Consider the following 23,053-nt stretch of genomic DNA (forward strand, 5'->3'; position numbering starts at 1 on the left):
AGGAAATTGTTACGGGTAACTGTTATCGGTAACATTGTCCAGCCGGACAAATGGAGAAGCAATATCCATTCGTGCCCGAAGTGTATAAGTGTGAGCTACGTCAAACTTGTTGGCTTAAATAGATCCGCCCGGTGACAAGGTGAAACCTAAATCTAACATTTTAGGTGTGACCGCTTCACCACGAATGCGCGCCAGCAGGCGTTCTGCGCCAATGCTGCCCATGCGTTCACGCGGCGTGAGCACGCTCGCCAGACGCGGCTCCATCACCTGCCCGATGTCGTGACCGTGGAAACCGGCAATCGCCATATCGTCAGGGATTTTCAGCCCTAAACGCTGGCATTCAAATGCAGCACCTACCGCCAGATCATCGTTGGTACAAAAGACGCCGTCCAGCTGCGGGTATTCACGCCGCGCCTGACGAATAAGCTCAATACCGGACGAATAGGAAGAAGATTGTTCCACCATCACGCTATACGGCACCAGACCGGCGTCACGCATGGCCTGCTCGTAACCCCGCTGTTTGATGATAGTACGTTCATCAAGACGTGCGCCGAGATAGGCAACATGGCGGTGCCCGCGTGCGATGATCGCTGCGGTCATCTGACGCGCGGCCTCGAAGTTGTCAAAACCCACGGCGATATCCAGACACGGAGACTGGCTGTCCATCAGCTCAACCACCGGGATGCCCGCAACCTCAATCATTTTCAGCGTGCGGGGCGTATGGCTACGTTCGGTGAGGATCAGGCCATCGATGTTCCACGACAGCATCGATTCCAGACGCTCCTGTTCCATCTCCGGTTTATAGCCGTAGTGCGCCAGCATAGTCTGATACCCATGGGCGTCGGTAACGGCCTCAATACCGCGTAACACTTCAGCAAAAACCTGGTTGGTGAGAGAGGGCAACAGGACGCCGATAGCACGGCTGGTGGCGTTAGAAAGGATATCAGGAGCGCGATTGGGAATGTAACCCAGCTCATCAAGTGCAGCGGCAATTTTGCCCCGCAGCGCCACGGATACCTGCTCCGGGTTACGCAAAAAGCGGCTGACCGTCATTTTGGTCACGCCCACGCGGTCGGCTACATCCTGAAGTACGGGTCTTTTCTTTTTCATCGTCCTGAATGATATAAAAGGGATAGATTTCCCCAGTTTACCACGGACGCGAGTGAACCTTCCCGATTACTCGGGAAGGTTGTGACATTTATTTATACCGGTGGCAAGTCAAACAACAAAACTTCACTGTCGCTGTCGGCATGAATAGAAATTGCCTGTTCATCCCAGATTGCCAGGCCATCGCTGGTCGTGGCTTTAGTGCCGTTTATGGTGACGTTGCCTTTTACGACCTGGATCCAGACGCGACGTTCAGCGGCAATCTGATGCACCGACTGCTCATCTTTGACCAGTGCCCAACGGTACAGCTCCATATCCTGGTACACTTTCAATGAACCATCACGCGCATCCGGCGACAGCACCAGTTGCTTGCCCTGCGCAGCATCGAAACGGCGCTGCTCATAGCGTGGCGTAATACCGTTTTCCTGCGGGATGATCCAGATCTGATACAGATGCAGTTTCTCAGTATCGCTCGGGTTGTACTCCGAGTGACGGATCCCCGTCCCGGCGCTCATAATCTGAAACTCACCGGCAGGAACCTGCTCTTTGTTGCCCATGCTGTCCTGATGCTCGACCGCGCCTTCCAGCACGTAGGTCAGAATTTCCATATCTTTATGGGGGTGCGTCCCAAAGCCCTGACCTGCGTCAATCACGTCATCGTTAATGACGCGCAGTGCCGAGAACCCCATAAAATTCGGGTCATAGTAGTTAGCAAAAGAAAAGGTATGCCAGGAATCGAGCCAGCCATGATTCGCATGACCACGGTCGTTTGCTTTGCGTAAGAAGATCATTGTATTCACCCCCAGATGTTTTCGATGGGGTAAGTGTGGACTCAATCGCCCGGGGATCATAGAGGGTGAAAATTGACTCCTCTGTTCAAAAAATATGAACAAGCCCAGAGGAGTCGATTAACGTTATTTAGCGAGGGTTATCGTCGCAGGAGTTGCCTGTTCGAAGGCGCGTTCGAGGATTTCCAGGTTGGTAAGAACGTCAGATTCCTTGACGTAATTAGGCGTGCCGACTGTCAGCGTCTGGTACAGCGCATCATAAACGCGGCCATAATCCCCCACTTCCGGCTTCACCTCTTCTCTCACCGTCAGGCCGTCATCGTTGACATACTCCAACACACCGACGGAATCGTCAGCGGCAAAACCAGGCTCACCCGGCATGATATTAGCCTTCAGGCTGGTTTCCTGCTGATCGATACCGTACTTCACAAACGAACCTTTGGTGCCATGAACGATAAACTTCGGATAGTCGATTTTTACCAGGTGGCTGGTTTTGACGATGGCCTTCAGGTCACCGTAGAACAGTTGCGTTTCAAAGGTATCGTCAGGATTTGCTTTGTTACGCAGGCTGCGGATGTCATAGACCACATGGTCGGGACGACCAAACAGCGAGATGATTTGGTCCATCGTATGCACGCCAAGCCCATAGAACGCACCGTCCTGCGGCAGACCCGGTTTGGTTTCCGCCACGGGACGGTAGTAGTCAAAATGGCTTTCCACTTCAACAATATCACCCAGTTTGCCGCTCTCAATCGCTTTTTTGGCGGTGAGGAAGCAGGAGTCAAAACGACGATTCTGATACGGCGTAACGGTCAGCCCCTTACTTCGCGCCAGGTCGAACAGCACTTTTGCTTCTGCCAGCGTCGGCGTGAACGGTTTCTCCACCAGTACGCTTTTACCCGCTTCCAGCGCGCGCTTCGCGTATTCAAAGTGGCTATCCGCGTGGGTACAGACGATCACCAGTTTCACCTGCGGATCGTTTACGATCTCGTCAAGGTCGCTGGTGAAATGAATATGCGAATACTGCGGTGCCTGCTCTTCCGGCTTGGCGTGGCGGCGGAAAATGTGCGCGACATGCCAGCTATTTTTGCGGCTGAGGACGTACGGCAAATGGTAGCGAGTGGTACTTTTACCAAAACCAATAAATGCGCAGTGTAAGGTCATGAGACAGTCCTTTTGAAGGTGATTGTCTACACCATAGCGCAAAGCGGCTGGAGACTGAATCCATCACTACAGGATCGGCCGTCGGCGTCGCAGGCAGTTTGTTCACGGCAAGCGCGCAGGGCCCGGAGCGTACACGCAGTACGTGAGGAGCACGAGCACTTCCCGGGGACAAAATGACAAGTAAGCCAGGCAGAAACCCCCCAAAAAAAAAGCCAGCAAAAGCTGGCTAAAATAATACTGGAAGCAATGTGAGCAATGTCGTGCTTTCAGGTTCTCCGTAGGGTTCCCCTGAACGCAGAGCAATAATAATCATTCTCATTCGCACTTGTCTACTTCTTTTTGCAAAAAAATGCAGTTGACGGATTTTTCTTTCTCAGCGAGGGTAAAGACTCAATTAACCCTGAAGGAGATAAGGAATGAGTGAGATAGTGATACGCCACGCTGAACCAAAAGATTACGACGCAATTCGTCAGATCCATGCCCAGCCGGAGGTGTATCACAACACGCTACAGGTTCCTCATCCTTCCATGGAGATGTGGCAAGCACGACTAACCGAGCGAGTCGGGATCAAACAACTGGTCGCCTGCATTGATGATATTGTCGTCGGACATCTCTGCATCGAAGTTGCCCAGCGCCCGCGCCGCAGCCACGTTGCCGATTTTGGTATCTGCGTTGACGCCCGGTGGCAGAATCGCGGCGTTGCCAGCGCACTTATTCGCACGATGATCGACATGTGCGACAACTGGCTGCGCGTCGACCGTATTGAGCTCACGGTGTTTGTCGATAATGAGCCTGCTGTCGCAGTTTATAAGAAACATGGCTTTGAGATTGAAGGCACCGGTAAGAAATATGGCCTGCGCAACGGTGAGTATGTCGATGCGTACTTTATGGCACGCGTGAAATAATTATGGAGGGCGAGCCATTTCGCCCTTTTTATTGAAAGGACGCAATAGTGAAAAAGTCTCTTCCCCTGGTTTTTCTGGCAACACTCTTCCCTGCCTACGCCACGACCGTACAAAATCTCGCTGCCGTGCCCGGCGCCATTCAACATCCTGAAGGTAAACAGATTTTTGCCGAGCAAATGGCAGGGGAAACACCTGCGAAAGGATTTGGCGAACTACCAGAAGGGTTAGATGTTGCCCAGTGGATTGCCTGGGTTGCGCCGAATGAAGATGCTAAAAATCTCATCCTCTCGGGTGCCAAAGCCTGGGGAAAAGACGGTAAATATATTGGCGTCGCCTGTTTCGCCGATAATCAGGTTGCTGCCGAACAGGCAAAGAAATACGCAGATAATGATTGTCCGGAAAACTATAGCAACGGGCGCGCCAATAAATTATACCTCGGCGTTTTTTCCTGGCAGAACCAACAATTACAGCCGCTCGCGCGTTCGGAAAAACCGCTGAACCAACTCTCGGCATGGAATAAGGCCGCCGAAAAGGAGAGCAATGATGAGTCAGTTAAACCGCTGGCTTATTATACAAAACTGGATCTGGCACCATACCGAATCGCGCCAGAGACTCTGGCGTTCGGAGTACGCGGCGGATACTCTGAGGCGTATTCCGGCGGTGGCGCATTTTATGAAGTGCTGGAGCTTTACACAATCAAAGACAGCAAGATAATAAACGTGTTTTCCAGCCTTGTTTATCAATATCAGGACATCGCCGGAGACTGGAATAAAGACGGAACGCGACAGCATGACATTAGCGAGAGTAAGTACATCCTGAAATTGCGGTCGGCAAAGACGCAGGGATTTTATGATTTAGAACGCGTTGACCTGCAGGATAAAAGCAGCCACATATTTCGCTGGTCCGAATCACTGCAACAGTATGTTCCTTAACGGACGAATAAGGCCTACAACGTTCAGAACGATGTAGGCTATGGATATGAGTTAATGAACATCAATAAACATTCTATCAATAACCCACCATTATTAAATATGTAAATACTTATTTCAAACGTTATTTATATTCAGAATTTCCTCAAAAAAAACCACTTAAAATGAAACGTTTTGTTTCTGCTATATACGAACACCATCAGAAAGCGTAATTAAAAAAGAAAGAGTAAGAATTTCCGTTTTTACAATAAAACGTAATAAAAGGATAAGGATGTCATGAGTGATATCGTCTATCTGATGGTTTCAGGACAGCAACAAGGCGCCATTTCTGGCGGATGTGGAACCACTGCATCTGTGGGTAACCGCTGGCAAATCGGACACGAGGACGAAATCTTTGCCTTTTCGCTCGCTAATAGTATAACCAGTACCGGCAAAGGCTCTCAGTTGCACGGACTACGCTTTTGTAAGCTGATCGATAAAAGCACGCCGTTGTTTGTTAATGCGATTAACAACAACGAATAGTTGTATATGGAGTTTTATTTCTACCGCATTAATAGATTCGGTAGATGGGAGAAGTATTATTATATTCAACTGCGGGGAGCATTCTTATCCAGTATTCAACACCAGTTCAGTGAAAATAGTTTAGATACAGAAACAATAACCATCAGCTATGAATACATCCTCTGCAAACACCTTGTTGCCAACACTGAGTTCAGCTACCTGGCGTTGCCCGAGAACTACAACCGCCTGTTTATCCCCCGCCCAAAAACACCCGTAGATAACGGCCTCAAAACGTTAAACAGCAAAGGGGTTGGCAGACTGCTTGCCGCCGGAGGGATTTACAACGGGAATATAGAAGGCTTCAGGGAAACGGCGGAGAAGTTGGGAGGTGATGCGCCAGCGGGTTACGAGCAGGTTATGAACGATCAAACAAAAGGAACCATAATAGCCTTAGCATCAATCGCATCTGTTTTTGGAATGGGTCGGTTAGGATTAGCTTCGGAAGTGGAAAAGCTCGGACAGGTAAAAGTCAGGAAGCCACTATCAGTTCCAGATAGCATTGATGCTACTACCATTGCGACAACAGGGCAGAATTACCGCGCGATTGCCGCCGGTGTGGAGAACCTGAGTGTTGCACAAACAAAAACTCTGACACAATTGCCCAAAGTGGGTTCAAGAATTATTGTAACCAAAGACTTTGGGCAGAATGATTTAGCGGCACTTAGTGCTGCTACAGGCGACGAGTTTGCAATGTTTACAACAGGTGGCAGAAGATTGATTATTCGCGGAAATGCAACCGGAGTACCGATAGGTGCTGTCGAAGCTGAAGAACTTGCTGCTAAAGGCTGGCGATGGTCCAGCCATGTTCATCCGGATGGGACATTAAGATCGTCTCTTGGTGATAGAGCGATTTTAAAGATATTTAGGGATCACAATTTGAATAGTAAGAGTTCTATATCTGATCCGTATGGACGCAGATTTAACTTTTCACCTGATGGCGATTTAATTAGCCCTGAATGGAGACCATAGAATGAAAAAAATACCGTTAGACGTTTTAGAGCAAAAAGCAAAAAAAATAAGCAGGGACACATTATGTGATTATGTATTGCCAGACGATATATTTTCGCAATTGGCATTAGGAACAATTATTGATGGCGATGACAGAGTTTTTGTTTTATTCATACCTAAAGAACTTGCAAAAGATGCAATAGATATTCTCAGAATAAGAATGAATGTTTACTCTGGAGAGGGTTTTGTTGAATATATTGGGCTTGAGCGAAAAGAGAAATAGATCAACGATAACACTTCGTACAGTCAGGAGGATCTCTATGATCGCTTACGAAGAAGCCATAACCAAGGCCAATAAGTACCTTAGCGAGGCGGATGCTCCTGTCGTCATCACGCTCCACGGACGGTTTGCAGAAGGTTGGTTTTTTTGTTTTGAATCGAGGGAATACCTCGAAACCGGAGACAACGCTTCCCGCCTGGCAGGAAATGTGCCTTTCATCATCGATAAAGATAGCGGTGAAATCGTTGATTTAGGTACTGCCTGCCCACTGGAGAAATATTTAAAAGACTACGAAACGAGCAAAACAACACGAAGCTAAGCTCACTCGGATACGATCAACTATGATAACTGAAACAGAATTTAACGTACTGAAAGTTATGGCCGAAAAAGATATTAACTGGAACTGGATAGCTCTGGATCGTGCGCTTTATACGAGAAACGTCCCTGGATTTGGTAACGTTGCGAATATCGTAACGAGCCTTGTCAATAGCGGATTGGTTGATGTTGTATATGGCGAAGATAAATCAAGACCACGCTACAAAGTAGCCCAAAATGGCTTTAACTTGATCAAAGAGCAACAGCATCTTTTTTAGTTTGAAATATTATGTTCGCTAAAAATTGAGCCTTCCAAACCGGCCCTCTCCGACCGAAGAGGGCCATTATCTTTAATATCCCGCCGTTAAATCATCCACGGAGCGCGGGTCAGACGCGCCATACAGTGCGCCATCCGGTCCGACCATAATGCTCTGTGTACTGCCCATCGCCTCTTTCAGCACGACTTTTTGCCCTTTCTGCTCCAGTAGCTTAATGGTGTCCGGGCTAAAACCTTTCTCGACGCGCAGTTCATCCGGCAACCACTGATGATGGAAACGCGGCGCGTTGGTCGCTTCGGCAACGTTCATTCCAAAATCAATGCTGTTAACCACCATTTGCAGCACAGTAGTGATGATTCTGCTCCCGCCAGGGCTGCCGGTAACCAGCCAGGTTTTCCCGTCTTTTACCACGATAGTCGGCGACATTGATGACAGCGGGCGTTTCTTCGGCCCGACCGCGTTGGCATCGCCGCCCACCAGCCCGTAAACGTTCGGCACACCCGGTTTGGCAGAGAAATCATCCATTTCATTATTGAGCAGAATACCGGTGTTCCCTGCCACAATCCCGGTGCCAAACACCGTATTCAGGGTATAGGTCACCGCCACGGCATTGCCGTCTTTATCCACCACCGAGAAATGGGTAGTTTGGGTACTTTCATACGGGGCGAGTTTGCCGGGCTTAATCTGACTGGATGGCTTAGCCTTGTTGATATCAATCTGATCGGCAAGCGATTTGGCATAGGCTTTGTTGGTCAGCGCCTGCCACGGTACCTTCACAAAATCCGGGTCGCCGAGGTATTCCGAGCGGTCGGCGTAGGCATATTTCTCCGCTTCCGCCATCACCTGCATGGCATCGGCGCTGCCAAACCCGTATTTCTTCATATCAAAGTTTTCGAGAATATTGAGGATCTGCACGATATGAATGCCACCAGAGGACGGAGGCGGCATCGAGAAGACCTGATACCCGCGATAATCGCCGCTGATTGGCGTGCGCTCCACGGCTTTATAGCTGGCTAAGTCCTCTTTGGTCATCAGCCCGCCATTTTTCTGCATTTCATCAGCAATCTGATCGGCAATCGCCCCTTTATAGAACGCATCCGGGCCGTTCTCGGCAATCATCTCCAGGCTTTTCGCCAGGTTCTTCTGAACCAGCTTTTCCCCCTTTTTCAGCGGCTCGCCGTCTTTCCAGAAAATGGCTTTGCTGTTCTCGTGGTCAGGAATCACTTCGCTGCCGTAAGTTTTCAGATCGTCAGCCAGCGCATCGTTAACCACAAAGCCCTCTTCCGCCAGCTTCATCGCCGGGCGCACCACTTTGTTCAGCGGCATCGTACCGTATTTCTCCAGCGCCAGCGAAAAACCCGCCACCGTGCCAGGCGTACCGGAAGCCAGATGCGAGGTCAGCGACTTTTTGGAATCGGCATTGCCCTGCTCATCAAGGAACATGTCTCGGGTCGCGCCAGCAGGGGCCATTTCACGGAAATCGATAGCGGTCGTATTCCCGTCTTTGGTGCGCAGCAGCATAAATCCCCCGCCCCCCAGGTTCCCCGCCTGCGGGTGTGTCACCGCCAGCGCGTAGCCCACGGCCACGGCGGCATCCACCGCGTTACCGCCCTGCTTTAAGATATCCACCCCAACCTGCGTAGCCATAGCATCCACTGAGGCGACCATCCCCTGCTGTGCGCGTACCGGATGGAACACATCTTCCTCAACACCGTAAGATACCGGCGGTGGCGCAGGTGGCATGGCAGCAACGCTAAAACAACTTCCTGAGAGCAGAGCAGCAATGGCTACCCGGCGTATAAACGTCGGTTTTATCATCGTTATTCTCCAGATGTACGGGGGTCAGCCCCCACTAAGCCTGGTGCATAACTCTGAAATAATCATCGTAACGGCGAGAAAGGAGTAAACTTAAGAGATCCCCGAGAGGAGAAAAGCGATGAAACGATTCTTGATTTTAGCCATGCTATTGCCGTTTGCAGGCTTTGCACAGCCTATTAACACCATGAATAACCCGAATCAACAGGGTTATCAGATCCCGAGCCAGCAGCGGATGCAGACCCAAATGCAATCACAGCAAATTCAGCAAAAAGGGATGCTCAATCAGCAGTTGCAAACGCAAACACGCATGCAACAGCAGCATATGGAAAATCAGATCAATACCAACTCCCAGCGCGTACGTCAGTCTCAGCCAGGGGAGTTGAATTCAGGTCAACAGCAAATGCTGCCCAACAACAACGGTGGAATGCTAAACACCAACCGCAATCCGGACAGCACGCTGAATAAACAGCAGCAAATGCTGTCGGAAAAAAAGAACGGCGACATGCTGAAGCCCTCCAGCACGCCGCAGCCTAACGTCCCGTTAAAAACGCTTGGGCCTTAACAGGGCTGAAAATCCGGCCCGATCGCATCAATGGCATCGGTACAGATGCAGTCCACTCCCCAGCGCAGCAGTTCCGCCGCGCGCTGGGGTTTGTTGACGGTGTACACCAGAATGCGTAACCCGGCATCACGTAGCGCATCCACACGCGCTTCGTCCAATAGCTTATGGTTAAGATGAATAGAGACGCACCCCAGCCGCGATGTTAACTCGCGCCAGTCCTGGCGCCACTCGTCGAGCAACAGCCCACGCGGCAGTTCAGGAGCGGCCTGCTGCGCCGCTTCCAGGGCGTCAATTTCAAAGGATGACAGCAGCGGCGGCGTCATGCCAGCCCATAACTCTCGTGCGGCCAGCGCCACGACTTTCCCGGTGAGCGTTCCGGTCCCGGTGGTCGGTTTGATCTCAATATTCGCCATCATGCCGTGCTGGCGGCAGCGCTCAGCCACTTGCGAGAGCAGCGGCAACGGCTCGCCTTTAAACTCACCGCTGAACCAGCCCCCGGCGTCCACGCGCAGCAGATCCTGCCAGCTCAGCTCACCGGCGACACCCCAGCCATTACTGGTGCGTTCGAGGTTATCGTCGTGCAGCAAAAAGATCTCGCCATCTTTTGACAATTTCGCGTCAAATTCGATCATGGTATGCCCGTATCGCGCCCCCATGTCGATTGCCGCCAGGGTGTTTTCCGGGGCTAACTTACCGCCGCCGCGATGGGCGACAATATGGGGATAAGGCCAGTTACTCATACGCGTTGTCCTGTTTCGCCATCAAAGAGATGCAAATGGTTTTCGGGCAGATGCAGCCACAGCGTGCTGCCCGCCGTCGGGCGGTGCTGATGCGCCAGTCGCACCACCAGCTTTTGCTCGCCCCAGCGTCCGTGAGCCAGGTTATCCGCGCCCAGCATTTCCAGGGTGTCTAAAACCTGCGGCACGCCGCCTTCGGCCTGCGAGCTTAGCGCAATATGCTCCGGGCGGATACCCAGCGTCATTTTACGCCCAATGTAGCGAGAATAATCCTTGCCGAGGGGTAATGACATGCCGCTCTCCAGCTCAAAATGGCTGCCCGTGGCGCTAATGTACCCGTCCAGCAGGTTCATGGCCGGACTGCCGATAAAGCTCGCCACAAAGCGACTGGCCGGTTTTTCGTACACCTCAACCGGCGTACCGATTTGCTCTGCCACACCTTTGTTCATCACCAGTACCCGCTGGGCAAGCGTCATGGCCTCAACCTGATCGTGGGTCACGTACAGCGAGGTGGTTTTCAGTCGTCGGTGCAGATGTTGTAACTCCAGCCGCATCTGCACGCGCAGCTTGGCATCGAGGTTGGAAAGCGGCTCATCAAACAGGAATACCGCCGGCTCACGCACAATTGCCCGCCCCATCGCCACACGCTGACGCTGTCCACCGGAAAGCTCACGCGGACGACGTTTGAGCAGTTCGCTCAGCTCAAGGATACGCGCGGCATCGTTCACGCGTTCAGCAATATGCGCTTTACTCATGCCGCGAATTTTCAGCCCCCAGGCCATATTTTCTTCCACGCTCATATGCGGGTAGAGCGCGTAGTTCTGGAATACCATCGCAATACCGCGATCTTTCGGCTCCATCTCAGTGACGCGCTTATTGTCGATCCAGATATCGCCGCCACTCACCCGTTCCAGCCCGGCGACCATCCGCAGCAGCGTAGACTTGCCGCAGCCGGACGGTCCCACCATGACAATAAATTCCCCGTCCGCGACGTCCAGCGTCAGCGGTTTAATCACCGGAGTTTTACCATCCCAGCTTTTGGTTACTGCCTGTAGTTTTAAACCTGCCATTTTATTTCTCACTGTCCACTAAACCACGCACGAACGCGCGCTGCATGGCTAACACGATGATTACCGGAGGGATAAGCGTCAGCAGCATGGCTGCCATAACGTGGTTCCACTGCGTCGTACCTTCGCCGGTGGCGATCATTCCTTTGATACCCGCCACTGCAGTGCCCAGGTTAACGTCGGTAATAATTAACAATGGCCATAAATACTGGTTCCAGCCGTAGATAAAGGTAATGACGAACAGCGCCGCCAGATTAGTTTTTGACAGCGGCAGCACGATGTCGCGGAAAAAACGCATTGGTGACGCGCCGTCAATACGCGCCGCTTCCACCAGTTCATCCGGCAGGGTCATAAAGAACTGGCGGAACAAGAAGGTCGCGGTGGCGGAAGCCATCAGCGGCAGCGTCAGGCCCGCGTAGCTGTCGAGCATCTTCAGGTTGGCGATCACCTCCACCGTTGGGAAGATACGCACCTCAACCGGTAGCATTAGCGTGATAAAAATCATCCAGAAGAACAGGTTACGCAGCGGAAAGCGAAACCAGACGATGGCGAATGCAGACAGCATCGACACCGTGATTTTCCCCACCGTAATGCTGAATGCCATGATGAAACTGTTGAGCATCATCAGCCAGAACGGTGCGCTATTCACGCCCACGCCATTGACCCAAATGGTGTATAGGTTGTCCAGTAAATGCGTGCCGGGAACCAGCGTCATCGGTGTGTCAAACACGGACTGGTTGTCCAGCGTCGCTGCCACAAACGCAACGTACAGCGGGAACAGGATCACCGTAATCCCCAGAATCAACATGGTATGGCTGAATATTGTCAGCCAGCGACGGTTCTCAATCATTGGTAACGCACCTTACTTTCCACATAGCGGAACTGCACCACCGTCAAAATAATGACGAGGAACATCAGCACCACCGATTGTGCGGCGGAAGAAGCCAGATCCAGTCCGACAAAACCCTCGCGATAGATCTTATAAATCAGCGTCGTCGTCGCCTGTACCGGCCCGCCCGCAGTAGCGGCATCAATCACCGGGAAGGTGTCAAAGAAGGCATACACCAGATTCACCACCAGCAGGAAGAAGCTGACCGGGGCAATGAGCGGCAGCGCCAGTTTAAAGAAGCGGCGAACCGGCCCCGCACCGTCAATCGCGGCGGCTTCGATCAGCGATCGCGGAATAGACTGCAGTGCGGCAAAGAAGAACAGGAAGTTGTAACTAATCTGCTTCCAGACCGAGGCAAACACCACCAGGAACATCGCCTGACCGCTGTTTTGCGCATGGTTCCAGTCATAGCCAAACTCACCGAGAAAATGCGTAATCAGCCCGCGCCCTGGATTAAACAGGAAGATCCACAGCACCGCAGCGACGGCGGGTGCCACTGCGTAGGGCAGCAACATCAGCGTCTGGTAAAAACGGCTGCCGCGTACCACGTAATTCACCAGTGCGGCAAAAAACAGCGAGACCAGCAGGCCGCTTACCGTGACCAGCGTGCTGAATTTCATCGTCGTCCAGAATGAATCAAGGTAGTAGACGTCATGAAACAGCGTGACAAAGTTATCCAGACCCACGAACTGGCTGGAAAGACCAAACGGATCGACGCTTTGTAGCGAATACCACAGCGCTTCACCGGCAGGCCAGATAAAGAAAATAATAGTGATAGCCAACTGCGGGGCAACCAATAAATAGGGCAGCCAGCGCGAGCGGAACACCGGACGGGATGAGGACATGTAGATTCTTTTCCTGGAAGGTGCCGGATGGCGGTGCAAGCACCTTATCCGGCCTACAAACGCTGTAGGCCTGATAAGCGCAGCGCCATCAGGCACTTATACACTTAAGACTTGGTCGATTGCTCGAAGCGGCGCAGTAACTGGTTGCCGCGCTCAACGGCGGAATCCAGCGCCTGCTGCGGGGTTTTCTTGCCGGTCCAGACGCTTTCCAGCTCCTCATCCACGATAGTGCGGATCTGCGGCATATTGCCCAGACGCAGCCCTTTAGTGAACGGCAACGGCGGCTTGTTCAGCATCTGACGCGTAGCGGTATCCGCCCCCGGGTTCTTGTCATAGAAGCCCTGTTCGCGGGTCAGATCATAGGCGGCGGTGGTGATCGGCAGATAACCCGTTTTCTGGTGCCATTCAGCCGCAATTTCTGGCTTCGCCAGGAAGTTGAGGAACTGCGCCACGCCATCGTAGGTTGATTTGTCTTTACCCTGCATCACCCACAGACTGGCCCCACCGATAATCGCGTTCTGCGGTGCGCCCTTCACATCGGCATCGTACGGCATCATGCCGACGCCATAGTTGAATTTCGCGTAGTGACGGATGTCAGCCAGAGAGCCAGAAGACGCGGTGGTAATGGCACAATCGCCGTTATAGAACTTCTCGGTGGACTCATCTTTACGCCCGAAGTAGCTGAAATCTCCCTTTTTATTCAGCTCTTCCAGCAGGGCAATATGTTTCACCTGCTCCGGCTTATTGAACTCCAGCACCGCGTCAGTGCCGTCAAAGCCGTTGTTTTTAGTCGCCACAGGCAGGCCGTTCCAGGCGCTAAAGTTTTCAATCTGGATCCACCCCTGCCAGCCGCTGGCATAGCCACACTTCATGCCTGAGGCTTTCAACTTCGCGGTGTACTCGGCCAGATCCTGCCAGGTTTTTGGCGGCTGCTCTGGATCTAAACCGGCTTTTTTGAAGGCGTCTTTGTTGTAGTACAGCACCGGAGTGGAGCTGTTAAACGGCTGGGAGAGCAAATGTCCGGTTTTAGAGTCGGTGTAATAACCGGCAACCGTCGGCACGAACTGAGACTCATCAAAGTTAATACCGGCCTCTTTGAACACTTCATAGACCGGCTTAATCGCCTTTGAGGCCATCATCGTTGCCGTACCCACTTCATAAACCTGCAGCAGCGCAGGCGCGTTTCCGGTACGGAAAGCGGCAATGCCCGCGCTCAGGCTCTGCTCGTAGTTGCCTTTGTACTGCGGAACAATTTTGTAGTCGGGATTGGCTGCATTAAAACGTTGCGCCAGTGAATCAACTTCCTTACCCAGTTCACCTTCCATTGAATGCCAGAACGGGATAGTGGTGACCGCCAGTGCCTGACCTGCAAACGCCAGGCTAAGTGCCAGTCCTAAAGCTGTATGTCGTAACGATATCATCGGTTATCTCTCTTGTTGTGCCGGATGCGCGATATCACGCGTTTTATGCTCGCGGGGGTAACATGACATGCTCGAATGACAGAAAAATAACTTTTTTATTACAAAAAAAAGATAGTAAGGCGACAGAGAGATGGCAAGGCAGTGAAGGTTATGAGAAGGGAAAGTGGGAGCTGAGGCACGTATAGGCTTTTTAAATGATAGGCCGGATAGCGATGCTCACGCATCTTATCCGGCCTATGCATACCGTAGGCCAGATAAGGCGTTTACGCCGCCATCCGGCAGGGAGGCAGAACGTTAACCGCCGAGATACGCGCTGCGCACCGCTTCATTGGCCAACAGCGCATCACCGGTATCGGATAGCACCACATGGCCGTTTTCCAGCACGTAGCCGCGGTCAGCGAGCTTCAGCGCCTGGTTGGCGTTCTGCTCGACGAGGAATATCGTCATCCCCTGCTCGCGCAGTTGCTCAATGGTGTTAAAGATCTGCTGGATGATGATCGGCGCCAGACCCAGTGACGGCTCATCAAGCAACAGCAGGCGCGGCTGGCTCATCAGCGCACGACCGATCGCCAGCATTTGCTGTTCACCACCTGACATGGTGCCCGCCCGCTGGATACGACGCTCATGCAGGCGAGGGAACAGCTCATACACCCACTTGATGCGTTCCTGAAACTGGTCCTTCTCGGCAAAGAAGCCGCCCATCGCCAGGTTCTCTTCTACCGTCATACGCGAAAACACGCGACGCCCTTCCGGAACAATCGCTACCGCTTCACGCATGATTTTCGCCGTCTGCCAGTCGGTGATGTCTTTACCATCAAAAACAATGCGACCGCTGGTGGCACGCGGGTCGCCACACAGCGTGCCGAGCAACGTGGTTTTCCCCGCGCCGTTGGCACCGATAAGCGTCACGATCTCACCCTGATTGATATACAGACTGACGTCGTGCAGCGCCTGGATCTTGCCGTAGTGGGCATTAACTTTGTCAAAGGACAACATGACTTTTTCCATCTTTTGGCTCGCCCCCATTATGCTTCACCTAAATAGGCGCGGATCACGTCCGGGTTATTACGAATTTGTTCCGGTGTCCCGTTCGCCAGCGGCGTGCCCTGATTCACCACGTAAATGCGATCTGAAATGCCCATCACCAGTTTCATGTCATGTTCAATCAACAAGATCGTCGTGTTGTGATGATTACGCAGCTCAGCAATCAGCTCGTCCAGCTCTTTGGTCTCTTTCGGGTTGAGACCTGCGGCGGGTTCGTCGAGCATCAGGATTTCCGGCTGGGTCACCATGCAACGGGCAATCTCCAGGCGACGCTGGTCGCCGTAGGCCAGGTTACTGGCCTGACGGTTGGCATGCTCCAGCAGGCCGATTCGTTCAAGCCAGGTGGCGGCACGATCCAGCGCTTCACTCTGCGCGCGACGGAATGACGGGGTTTTCAGTAAGCCCGAGAAGACGCCGGTTTTCAGCTGCTGATGTTGCGCCACCAGCAGGTTTTCAATCACCGTCATCTCGCGAAACAGACGCACGTGCTGGAAGGTACGCACCACGCCCATACGAGCGATTTGCTGGCCCGGCAGCCCTTCCAGATGCTGGTCGCGCAGCTTAATCGTCCCACCGGTCGGCTTATAAAAACCGGTCAGGCAGTTGAAGACCGTGGTTTTTCCCGCACCGTTGGGCCCGATTAACGAGACGATCTCCTGCGGCCTCAGTTCCAGTTCAACGTTGTTGACCGCCAGCAGACCGCCGAAGCGCATCATCAGGCCGTTAACGGATAATAATGGCTGACTCATGCCTGCTCTCCTTTCGCTTCCCCGTTTTTCAGCTTCAACTGTGGACGAGTCATCGGCAATAAGCCTTGCGGACGCCAGATCATCATCAGCACCATCAAACCACCCAGCATTAACATGCTGTATTCATTAAAATCACGCATCAGTTCGCGCGACACCACCAGCAGGATGGCCGCCAGGATCACCGCAAACTGCGATCCCATGCCACCAAGTACCACAATCGCCAGCACAAAGGCCGATTCGGCAAAGGTGAAAGACTCCGGGCTAACGAAGCCCTGACGCGCGGCGAACAGCGTTCCGGCAAAACCGGCAAACGCGGCGCTGATGGTAAAAGCAGTCAGCTTGATACGCGTTGGGTTTAAGCCCAGCGAACGACAGGCGATTTCATCTTCACGCAGGGCTTCCCACGCGCGCCCCAGCGGCATACGCAGCAGGCGGTTGATGACGAACAACGAGAAGACCACCAGCAGCAGCGCCACCAGATAGAGGAAAATCACGCGGTCGGACGGGTCATACTTCACACCGAAGAAGTTGCTGAAGGTATCCCAACCGCCTTCGCGGGCGTTACGGCTGAACTCGAGACCGAAGAAAGTCGGTTTTGGGATCTGGCTGATGCCGTTCGGGCCACCGGTCACTTCGGTATTGTTCAACAGCAGAATACGAACGATCTCGCCAAAACCTAAGGTCACAATCGCCAGATAGTCGCCACGCAGGCGCAGTACCGGGAAACCGAGCAGGAAACCTGCGGCAGCAGAGACCAGCCCCGCCAGCGGCAGACAGGTCCAGAAACCGAGACCGTAATAGTGGTTCAGTAGCGCGAAGGTGTAAGCACCAATGGCATAAAAACCACCGTAGCCCAGCACCAGCAGCCCGGAAAGCCCCACCACCACGTTTAAGCCCAGACCCAAAATGATATAAATCATCGTCAGGGTGGCGATATCCACCGTCCCGCGTGAGACCATAAACGGCCACGCCACGGCAATCACCAGCAGCGCCACCAGGAACAGCTTTTGTTTGACGGTAGAGCCGTCAATCGCCGGCAGAATAAACTTCGGGCCGGAAACCCGCTTCAGACTGTGTTGAAAAGCCGGGCGCATCAGCTGGAACAGAAAAACCACCCCAGTACCGATGAACACCCACTGCCAGCGAATATCACTGGCGACATCAACGACCAGCTTAGTACCATCCAGCTCTAGCTGGACGCCCATAAAGACGCCCGCCAGGATGAAAAACATGACGGCAGAGAGCAGCGCCATCGCAAAGTGCATTGGTTTCATACTTTCTCTACCTCCGGGCGACCCAGAATACCGGTTGGCATCACCAGCAGCACGATTATCAACAGTGCGAACGACACCACGTCTTTGTATTCCGTACTCAGATAAGCAGAGGAAAGCGCTTCCGCCACGCCCAGAATCAGGCCGCCGATCATCGCCCCAGGAATGCTGCCGATGCCGCCCAGTACCGCTGCGGTAAAGGCTTTCATCCCGGCCATAAAGCCAATATACGGGTTGATAACTCCGTAAAACTGACCGAGCAGCACGCCCGCCACCGCCGCCATTGCCGCACCGATCACAAAGGTCAGGGCAATCACGCGGTCAGTGTTAATCCCGAGCAGGCTCGCCATTTTCAGATCTTCTGCGCAGGCGCGACAGGCGCGGCCCATACGCGAGTAGCGGATAAAAATCGTCAGTGCCAGCATCGCCAGGAAGGTCACAATCCAGATAACCGCCTGCATGGTAGTGATGGACGCAGAGAAGTTTTCGCTACTGCCGATAGTCCACTGGCCGTTAAACAGGCTGGGCAGTGCCACGTCACGCGAGCCTTCGGTCAGGCTGACATAGTTTTGCAGGAAGATAGACATCCCGATGGCGGAAATTAAGGCAATCAGGCGCTTGGAGCTGCGCACGGGCCGGTACGCCACGCGCTCAATACTCCAGCCGTAGGCGCTGGCAATCACGATAGCACCGACGAATCCGGCCGCTACCAGCAGCCAACTGGTATCAATGCCCATCATCATTAGCGCGGCGATGATCATAAACGAGACATAGCTGCCGATCATATATACCTCGCCGTGGGCGAAGTTGATCATGCCGATAATGCCGTACACCATCGTGTAACCGATGGCGATCAGCGCATAGGTGCTTCCCAGCGTGACGCCGTTAAACATCTGCTGCAAGAAATAGAGGAACTGCTCGGACATAAGGAAACCTTTTCATACCCGCCCGGCATCACCGGGCGGTGGGATAATTATTTGGCTACCGAGGACGACCCGTCGGCGTGCCACTGGAAGACACCAAATTCAAATCCCTTTAGATCGCCTTTTTCATCCCAATTCAGCGGCCCAATCACGGTATCAGCTCCGTGTGCTTTTAAATCTTTCACCAACTCCAGCGGATCTTTACTACCGCTGCGGTCCATGGCGGTTGCCAGCGACTGCACGGCGGCATAGGTGATCCACACGTACGGTCCGGTCGGATCTTTCTTGTCCGCTTTCAGCGCATCGACAATAGTTTTATTCGTCGGATCCTGGTCATAGCGTTTTGGCATGGTCACCAGCATGCCTTCGCCTGCCTCACCTGCAATGTTAGACAGCGACGCATTACCCACGCCCTCGGGTCCCATAAACTGCGTTTTCAGCCCTACAGAACGCGCCTGGCGCAGCATTTGCCCCATTTCCGGGTAGTAGCCACCGTAGTAGACGAAGTCGATTTTTTCTTTACTCAGGCGGGCGATCAGCGCAGAAAAATCTTTTTCTCCGGCAGTGATCCCATCAAAGAAGACGATATTGGCTTTGCCCGCTTTCAGGCTTTCCTGCACCGAACGCGCCAGACCTTCGCCATATTGCTGTTTATCATGGATGATGGCGATACGCTGCGGCTTCACCTTCTCCAGAATGTATTTTGCGGCGGTCGGTCCCTGAGAGGAATCCAGACCTGCCGTACGCATGATGTGCGCGTAGCCGCGCTGCGTCAGTTCCGGATTGGTGGCTCCCGGGGAAATCATCAGGATGCCTTCGTCTTCGTAGATATCGGATGCTGGCTGAGTTGACGATGAGCACAGGTGACCAATCACATACTGAATGCCGTCGTTAACGATCTTGTTCGCTACCGCCACAGCCTGTTTTGGATCGCAGGCATCGTCATATTCCACGCCCACCAGCTTGTCGCCTTTGATCCCGCCTTTGGCATTGATATCTTTAATCGCCTGACGTGCGCCATTAAATTCCATATCGCCCCACTGCGCGACCGGACCTGACATCGCCCCGACTACGGCGACCTTGATATCCTCCGCCGCGGCTGCGTGTGACATGACCAGTGCTATCGCCCCTGCGATGATTGTTTTCGCATTCCGTTTCATTAACTCAATCCCCATTCGTGATGTTATTAATATTTTGTATTTATGTGGTTAAAAAGCAGACTGTGCTTTTTTTGAACTGTACTATTTTTACCAGTCTCATTAATGGTTTAGCGCAGTCTTTTAAGCAAAATAAGGCTAAAATCTCTATTTTTCAGTCGATTAAGAAAAGATAATATTCTGCTTTTCACTATAGATAAACAAAAAAAAGCGCACTTGTCAGCATAAAATAACGGCATAAAGAGCGGAATAAAATGCTGCATTCCAGGGGATTATCCTGCCTGTTTTTCAATCTCTAATGTTTCAAACTGTCATTGCCGTTGTTGCAGAATTATTAATCTGGTTATTCATATAAAAAAGAGAAAGCATCCGGGTGAATTATTTCGGTACACTGATTTCATCTTTTGTGATTTGGACATGCTGTCAATGAAGCTGACCATCATTCGTTTAGAAAACTTTAGTGCTCAGGATCACATTGATCTGGGCAAAATCTGGCCGGAATATTCCGCCTCATCGTTAAGCGTAGATGAAACGCACCGGATCTACGCCGCGCGGTTTAATGAACGTCTGCTGGGCGCGGTACGCGTGACCTTGAGCAGTACGCAAGGCGCGCTGGATTCATTGCGCGTACGTGAAATCACCCGCCGTCGCGGCGTCGGGCAGTATTTGATCGAAGAAGTGATCCGCGAGAACCCAGACGTGAGTTCGTGGTGGATGGCCGATGTCGGCGTTGAGGACCGCGGCGTGATGGCCGCGTTTATGCAGGCGTTAGGATTTGCGGCACAGGCGGATGGCTGGGTGAAACGGTAAAAAAACCGCCCCCAACCAATTGTATTACTAGCATTTTTCCAAGAATTTCGTGCTGCAGGTAGACGGCAAGTTATAAAATCCCCGGAAGCTTACATAAGTAAGTGACCGGGGTTGAATAACGTAGCCAACGCACCTGCAGCGCGAAAGGCGCCAGGAAAATTATTTGGCGTCGGTCGCCGTACCATTAGCATGCCAGTCAAACACGCCAAACTCGAAGCCTTTCAGATCCCCCTTCGCATCCCATGACAGTGGTCCCATGACGGTTTCCACGGTGTTGGCTTTCAGGTATTTGGCAATTTCAGCCGGATCGTCTGACTGGTTCAGACCAGCCTGCAACGATTGCAGCGCGGCGTAGGTGGTCCACACAAACGCGCCGCTTGGATCTTGTTTCTTGGCCTTGATGGCATCCACAATCGGTTTGTTTGCCGGAACCTGGTCGTAGTTCTTCGGCTTGGTCACCAGCAAACCTTCCGCAGATTCACCGGCGATGTTAGACAGCGACACGTTCGCTACACCTTCTGGTCCCATAAACTGGGTTTTCAGGCCAGCGGCACGCGCCTGACGCAGGATCTGGCCCATTTCCGGGTGATAGCCACCGTAGTAAACAAAGTCGATGTTCTCTTTCTTCAGACGCGCCACCAGAGTGGAGAAGTCTTTTTCACCAGCGGTGATACCGTCAAAGAACACGACGTCAGCATTCGCTTTCTTGAGGTTGTCTTGCACAGAGCGAGCCAGACCTTCACCGTACTGTTGCTTGTCGTGAACGATGGCAATGCGCTTCGGTTTCACTTTTTCGACAATATATTTGGCGGCAGTTGGGCCCTGGTCGGAGTCCAGACCGGTGGTACGCATCACCAGGTTATAGCCGCGCGCGGTCAGCTCCGGTGCGGTTGCCGCTGGGGTGATCATCAGGATGCCTTCGTCTTCGTAGATATCAGACGCTGGCTGAGTGGAAGATGAGCACAGGTGGCCGATAACGTATTTAATCCCGTCGTTGACCACTTTGTTAGCAACCGCTACCGCCTGTTTCGGGTCACAGGCATCGTCGTATTTCACCACGACCAGCTTGTCACCCTTAACGCCGCCTTTGGCGTTAATGTCTGCAATCGCCTGTTCTGCACCGGTAAATTCCTGGTCGCCATACTGCGCCACCGGACCCGACATCGCGCCGACGACAGCAACTTTAATATCCTTAGCAAAGGCCATATTGCTCAAAGACAGGGCGATACATCCTGCCAATAACGCTTTACCCTTCATATTCATCCTGACAATCCCCATTATTGTGGTTATTACGTGTGTTGTGATGTTGTTGTTCAGCACTTTATTTCGATTATTGGATAGCTACCCGTGCTTTAGCAGCATACTCTGCTAAAACATACCCGATTTTTATTATTTTGGAATAGCTAATTTGACATCCGAATAACAAGTTTATGACAAAAAGAGGAAAACGCAGGGCGTGACGCCAGAATGGAGGGGGAGAGATAAAAACAAAAAACCCCGGATTTACATCCAGGGTTTTTCACATTTCCAGATTGACTGGAAGATTACGCTTCGATTGCCGCGCGCAGTTTTTTCATGGCGTTCTTTTCAAGCTGACGTACACGTTCAGCGGAAACACCGTAGCGATCGGCCAGCTCCTGCAACGTCGACTTGTTGTCTTCGTCCAGCCAACGGGCGCGGATAATGTCCTGGCTACGTTCGTCCAGACCTTCCATCGCGTGAGTCAATTTGTTCGCCGCCTGCTCTTCCCAGTTATCATCTTCAATGCCGTCAGCAAAGTTAGACGATTTATCCTGCAGATAGAGCACCGGTGCCATCGGCTGGCTGTCGGACTCGTCGTCCGAAGACATGTCAAACGTCATGTCCTGCGCCGCCATACGGGATTCCATTTCGCGCACGTCTTTGCTGGAAACCCCCAGCTCGCGAGCGACCATTTCAACTTCATCCTGGTTAAACCAGCCCAGACGCTGCTTGGTTTTACGCAGGTTAAAGAACAGCTTACGCTGTGCTTTAGTGGTCGCGACTTTGACGATACGCCAGTTACGCAGAACGTATTCGTGGATCTCAGCTTTGATCCAGTGCACGGCGAAAGAAACCAGGCGCACACCCACTTCCGGGTTGAAACGGCGCACGGCTTTCATCAGGCCGATATTACCTTCCTGAATCAGATCCGCCTGCGGCAGGCCATAGCCCGCGTAGTTACGAGCAACATGAACAACAAAGCGCAGGTGAGACAGGATCAGCGTTTTAGCTGCTTCCAGATCGCCCTGGTAATGCAGCTTTTCAGCAAGTGCCCGCTCCTCGTCAGCCGACAACATCGGCCACGCGTTCGCAGCCCGGATGTAAGACTCCAGGTTACCAACAGGGGCTAAAGCTAAATTTTGCATTTCTTTGGTCATTCAAATCCTCTCAATCTTTTCATCTGGCGCGTTGGCAAAAAACTAATGAGCAAAAACCAATAGCAACAACCATGCCAGAGCTTATG

The 23,053-nt window shown here is 52.4% G+C and carries 23 protein-coding genes and 1 pseudogene; 8 read left to right on the forward strand and 16 right to left on the reverse strand.

The window, feature by feature from the left end; translation table 11 throughout:
• Nucleotides 1–114 precede the first annotated feature (114 nt).
• The 3 genes from gntR to JQ822_RS15070 form a co-directional block, all read right to left on the reverse strand.
• Nucleotides 115–1,110, reverse strand: coding sequence for a gluconate operon transcriptional repressor GntR (gene gntR / locus JQ822_RS15060; protein ID WP_213134156.1), 996 nt, complete (start codon nt 1,108–1,110; stop codon nt 115–117).
• 92 nt (nt 1,111–1,202) lie between these two features.
• On the reverse strand, nt 1,203–1,898 hold the full coding sequence (yhhW, locus tag JQ822_RS15065) for a quercetin 2,3-dioxygenase (RefSeq protein WP_213134157.1): 696 nt from the start codon (nt 1,896–1,898) through the stop codon (nt 1,203–1,205).
• Between the two features lie 123 nt (nt 1,899–2,021).
• Nucleotides 2,022–3,059, reverse strand: a complete 1,038-nt coding sequence (locus JQ822_RS15070) for an oxidoreductase (protein ID WP_213134158.1) — start codon at nt 3,057–3,059, stop codon at nt 2,022–2,024.
• Nucleotides 3,060–3,475: 416 nt separating this feature from the next.
• On the opposite strand from JQ822_RS15070, the gene yhhY reads away from it, so the two are divergent.
• From yhhY to JQ822_RS15105, 6 genes and pseudogenes are all read left to right on the forward strand, one after another.
• On the forward strand, nt 3,476–3,964 hold the full coding sequence (gene yhhY, locus JQ822_RS15075) for an N-acetyltransferase (protein ID WP_213134159.1): 489 nt from the start codon (nt 3,476–3,478) through the stop codon (nt 3,962–3,964).
• Nucleotides 3,965–4,011: 47 nt separating this feature from the next.
• Nucleotides 4,012–4,896 carry a hypothetical protein gene (locus JQ822_RS15080; RefSeq protein WP_213134160.1) on the forward strand — a complete coding sequence of 295 codons (885 nt, stop codon included), beginning with the start codon at nt 4,012–4,014 and terminating at the stop codon, nt 4,894–4,896.
• 273 nt (nt 4,897–5,169) lie between these two features.
• Nucleotides 5,170–6,423 (forward strand): annotated as a pseudogene (tssD, locus tag JQ822_RS24395) (type VI secretion system tube protein TssD).
• Nucleotide 6,424: 1 nt separating this feature from the next.
• Nucleotides 6,425–6,685, forward strand: coding sequence for a hypothetical protein (locus JQ822_RS15095; protein WP_213134162.1), 261 nt, complete (start codon nt 6,425–6,427; stop codon nt 6,683–6,685).
• Nucleotides 6,686–6,722: 37 nt separating this feature from the next.
• A complete protein-coding gene (locus JQ822_RS15100; protein ID WP_213134163.1) occupies nt 6,723–7,001 on the forward strand; it encodes a YrhB domain-containing protein in 279 nt (92 codons plus the stop codon).
• A 22-nt stretch (nt 7,002–7,023) separates the two neighbouring features.
• Complete coding sequence (locus JQ822_RS15105) at nt 7,024–7,275, forward strand: hypothetical protein (RefSeq protein WP_049014307.1); 252 nt, start codon at nt 7,024–7,026, stop codon at nt 7,273–7,275.
• A gap of 72 nt (nt 7,276–7,347) precedes the next feature.
• Here the strand turns inward: JQ822_RS15105 and ggt are convergent, their stop codons facing one another.
• On the reverse strand, nt 7,348–9,093 hold the full coding sequence (gene ggt, locus JQ822_RS15110) for a gamma-glutamyltransferase (RefSeq protein ID WP_213134164.1): 1,746 nt from the start codon (nt 9,091–9,093) through the stop codon (nt 7,348–7,350).
• 118 nt (nt 9,094–9,211) lie between these two features.
• On the opposite strand from ggt, the gene JQ822_RS15115 reads away from it, so the two are divergent.
• Nucleotides 9,212–9,655 (forward strand): DUF2756 family protein, encoded by a 444-nt coding sequence (locus tag JQ822_RS15115; RefSeq protein ID WP_213134165.1) that lies wholly within the window; start codon nt 9,212–9,214, stop codon nt 9,653–9,655.
• Here the strand turns inward: JQ822_RS15115 and ugpQ are convergent.
• From ugpQ to livK, 10 genes are all read right to left on the reverse strand, one after another.
• Entirely contained in the window at nt 9,652–10,395 is a 744-nt protein-coding gene (gene ugpQ / locus JQ822_RS15120) for a glycerophosphodiester phosphodiesterase (protein ID WP_213134166.1), read from the reverse strand. The genes JQ822_RS15115 and ugpQ overlap by 4 nt on opposite strands.
• Complete coding sequence (locus JQ822_RS15125) at nt 10,392–11,462, reverse strand: sn-glycerol-3-phosphate import ATP-binding protein UgpC (RefSeq protein WP_213134167.1); 1,071 nt, start codon at nt 11,460–11,462, stop codon at nt 10,392–10,394. The genes ugpQ and JQ822_RS15125 overlap by 4 nt, the downstream gene beginning before the upstream one ends.
• A gap of 1 nt (nt 11,463) precedes the next feature.
• Nucleotides 11,464–12,309, reverse strand: a complete 846-nt coding sequence (ugpE, locus tag JQ822_RS15130; RefSeq protein WP_213134168.1) for a sn-glycerol-3-phosphate ABC transporter permease UgpE — start codon at nt 12,307–12,309, stop codon at nt 11,464–11,466.
• On the reverse strand, nt 12,306–13,193 hold the full coding sequence (gene ugpA, locus JQ822_RS15135) for a sn-glycerol-3-phosphate ABC transporter permease UgpA (protein ID WP_213134169.1): 888 nt from the start codon (nt 13,191–13,193) through the stop codon (nt 12,306–12,308). The genes ugpE and ugpA overlap by 4 nt, the downstream gene beginning before the upstream one ends.
• A gap of 104 nt (nt 13,194–13,297) precedes the next feature.
• Nucleotides 13,298–14,614: a sn-glycerol-3-phosphate ABC transporter substrate-binding protein UgpB gene (gene ugpB, locus JQ822_RS15140; RefSeq protein ID WP_213134170.1), complete on the reverse strand. Its 1,317-nt coding sequence runs from the start codon at nt 14,612–14,614 to the stop codon at nt 13,298–13,300.
• A gap of 294 nt (nt 14,615–14,908) precedes the next feature.
• Nucleotides 14,909–15,622, reverse strand: coding sequence for a high-affinity branched-chain amino acid ABC transporter ATP-binding protein LivF (gene livF / locus JQ822_RS15145; protein ID WP_213134171.1), 714 nt, complete (start codon nt 15,620–15,622; stop codon nt 14,909–14,911).
• Between the two features lie 17 nt (nt 15,623–15,639).
• Nucleotides 15,640–16,407 (reverse strand): high-affinity branched-chain amino acid ABC transporter ATP-binding protein LivG, encoded by a 768-nt coding sequence (gene livG / locus JQ822_RS15150; RefSeq protein ID WP_003023438.1) that lies wholly within the window; start codon nt 16,405–16,407, stop codon nt 15,640–15,642.
• Nucleotides 16,404–17,681, reverse strand: a complete 1,278-nt coding sequence (gene livM, locus JQ822_RS15155) for a branched chain amino acid ABC transporter permease LivM (RefSeq protein ID WP_213134172.1) — start codon at nt 17,679–17,681, stop codon at nt 16,404–16,406. Before livM ends, livG begins: the two co-directional genes overlap by 4 nt.
• Entirely contained in the window at nt 17,678–18,604 is a 927-nt protein-coding gene (gene livH / locus JQ822_RS15160) for a high-affinity branched-chain amino acid ABC transporter permease LivH (RefSeq protein ID WP_135324005.1), read from the reverse strand. The genes livM and livH overlap by 4 nt, the downstream gene beginning before the upstream one ends.
• Nucleotides 18,605–18,651: 47 nt before the next feature.
• Entirely contained in the window at nt 18,652–19,761 is a 1,110-nt protein-coding gene (livK, locus tag JQ822_RS15165; protein ID WP_213134173.1) for a high-affinity branched-chain amino acid ABC transporter substrate-binding protein LivK, read from the reverse strand.
• 423 nt (nt 19,762–20,184) lie between these two features.
• Here livK and panM point away from each other — a divergent pair, with 423 nt between their 5' ends.
• Nucleotides 20,185–20,568, forward strand: coding sequence for an aspartate 1-decarboxylase autocleavage activator PanM (gene panM, locus JQ822_RS15170; protein WP_213134174.1), 384 nt, complete (start codon nt 20,185–20,187; stop codon nt 20,566–20,568).
• Nucleotides 20,569–20,727: 159 nt separating this feature from the next.
• Here panM and JQ822_RS15175 read toward each other — a convergent pair whose 3' ends face one another.
• Nucleotides 20,728–21,831 carry a branched-chain amino acid ABC transporter substrate-binding protein gene (locus tag JQ822_RS15175; protein ID WP_167817564.1) on the reverse strand — a complete coding sequence of 368 codons (1,104 nt, stop codon included), beginning with the start codon at nt 21,829–21,831 and terminating at the stop codon, nt 20,728–20,730.
• A gap of 281 nt (nt 21,832–22,112) precedes the next feature.
• Entirely contained in the window at nt 22,113–22,967 is an 855-nt protein-coding gene (gene rpoH / locus JQ822_RS15180; protein WP_213134175.1) for an RNA polymerase sigma factor RpoH, read from the reverse strand.
• Nucleotides 22,968–23,053: the final 86 nt, after the last annotated feature.

The sequence above is a fragment of the Citrobacter sp. FP75 genome (genome assembly GCF_018342065.1).
GTDB lineage: Bacteria > Pseudomonadota > Gammaproteobacteria > Enterobacterales > Enterobacteriaceae > Citrobacter.

Bases quoted from the DNA above. Each gene is read 5' to 3' on its own strand.
- gntR (WP_213134156.1), bottom strand. From the start codon at position 1,110: ATGAAAAAGAAAAGACCCGTACTTCAGGATGTAGCCGACCGCGTGGGC.
- yhhW (WP_213134157.1), bottom strand. From the start codon at position 1,898: ATGATCTTCTTACGCAAAGCAAACGACCGTGGTCATGCGAATCATGGC.
- JQ822_RS15070 (WP_213134158.1), bottom strand. From the start codon at position 3,059: ATGACCTTACACTGCGCATTTATTGGTTTTGGTAAAAGTACCACTCGC.
- yhhY (WP_213134159.1), top strand. From the start codon at position 3,476: ATGAGTGAGATAGTGATACGCCACGCTGAACCAAAAGATTACGACGCA.
- JQ822_RS15095 (WP_213134162.1), top strand. From the start codon at position 6,425: ATGAAAAAAATACCGTTAGACGTTTTAGAGCAAAAAGCAAAAAAAATA.
- JQ822_RS15100 (WP_213134163.1), top strand. From the start codon at position 6,723: ATGATCGCTTACGAAGAAGCCATAACCAAGGCCAATAAGTACCTTAGC.
- JQ822_RS15105 (WP_049014307.1), top strand. From the start codon at position 7,024: ATGATAACTGAAACAGAATTTAACGTACTGAAAGTTATGGCCGAAAAA.
- ggt (WP_213134164.1), bottom strand. From the start codon at position 9,093: ATGATAAAACCGACGTTTATACGCCGGGTAGCCATTGCTGCTCTGCTC.
- JQ822_RS15115 (WP_213134165.1), top strand. From the start codon at position 9,212: ATGAAACGATTCTTGATTTTAGCCATGCTATTGCCGTTTGCAGGCTTT.
- ugpQ (WP_213134166.1), bottom strand. From the start codon at position 10,395: ATGAGTAACTGGCCTTATCCCCATATTGTCGCCCATCGCGGCGGCGGT.
- JQ822_RS15125 (WP_213134167.1), bottom strand. From the start codon at position 11,462: ATGGCAGGTTTAAAACTACAGGCAGTAACCAAAAGCTGGGATGGTAAA.
- ugpE (WP_213134168.1), bottom strand. From the start codon at position 12,309: ATGATTGAGAACCGTCGCTGGCTGACAATATTCAGCCATACCATGTTG.
- ugpA (WP_213134169.1), bottom strand. From the start codon at position 13,193: ATGTCCTCATCCCGTCCGGTGTTCCGCTCGCGCTGGCTGCCCTATTTA.
- ugpB (WP_213134170.1), bottom strand. From the start codon at position 14,614: ATGATATCGTTACGACATACAGCTTTAGGACTGGCACTTAGCCTGGCG.
- livF (WP_213134171.1), bottom strand. From the start codon at position 15,622: ATGGAAAAAGTCATGTTGTCCTTTGACAAAGTTAATGCCCACTACGGC.
- livG (WP_003023438.1), bottom strand. From the start codon at position 16,407: ATGAGTCAGCCATTATTATCCGTTAACGGCCTGATGATGCGCTTCGGC.
- livM (WP_213134172.1), bottom strand. From the start codon at position 17,681: ATGAAACCAATGCACTTTGCGATGGCGCTGCTCTCTGCCGTCATGTTT.
- livH (WP_135324005.1), bottom strand. From the start codon at position 18,604: ATGTCCGAGCAGTTCCTCTATTTCTTGCAGCAGATGTTTAACGGCGTC.
- livK (WP_213134173.1), bottom strand. From the start codon at position 19,761: ATGAAACGGAATGCGAAAACAATCATCGCAGGGGCGATAGCACTGGTC.
- panM (WP_213134174.1), top strand. From the start codon at position 20,185: ATGAAGCTGACCATCATTCGTTTAGAAAACTTTAGTGCTCAGGATCAC.
- JQ822_RS15175 (WP_167817564.1), bottom strand. From the start codon at position 21,831: ATGAATATGAAGGGTAAAGCGTTATTGGCAGGATGTATCGCCCTGTCT.
- rpoH (WP_213134175.1), bottom strand. From the start codon at position 22,967: ATGACCAAAGAAATGCAAAATTTAGCTTTAGCCCCTGTTGGTAACCTG.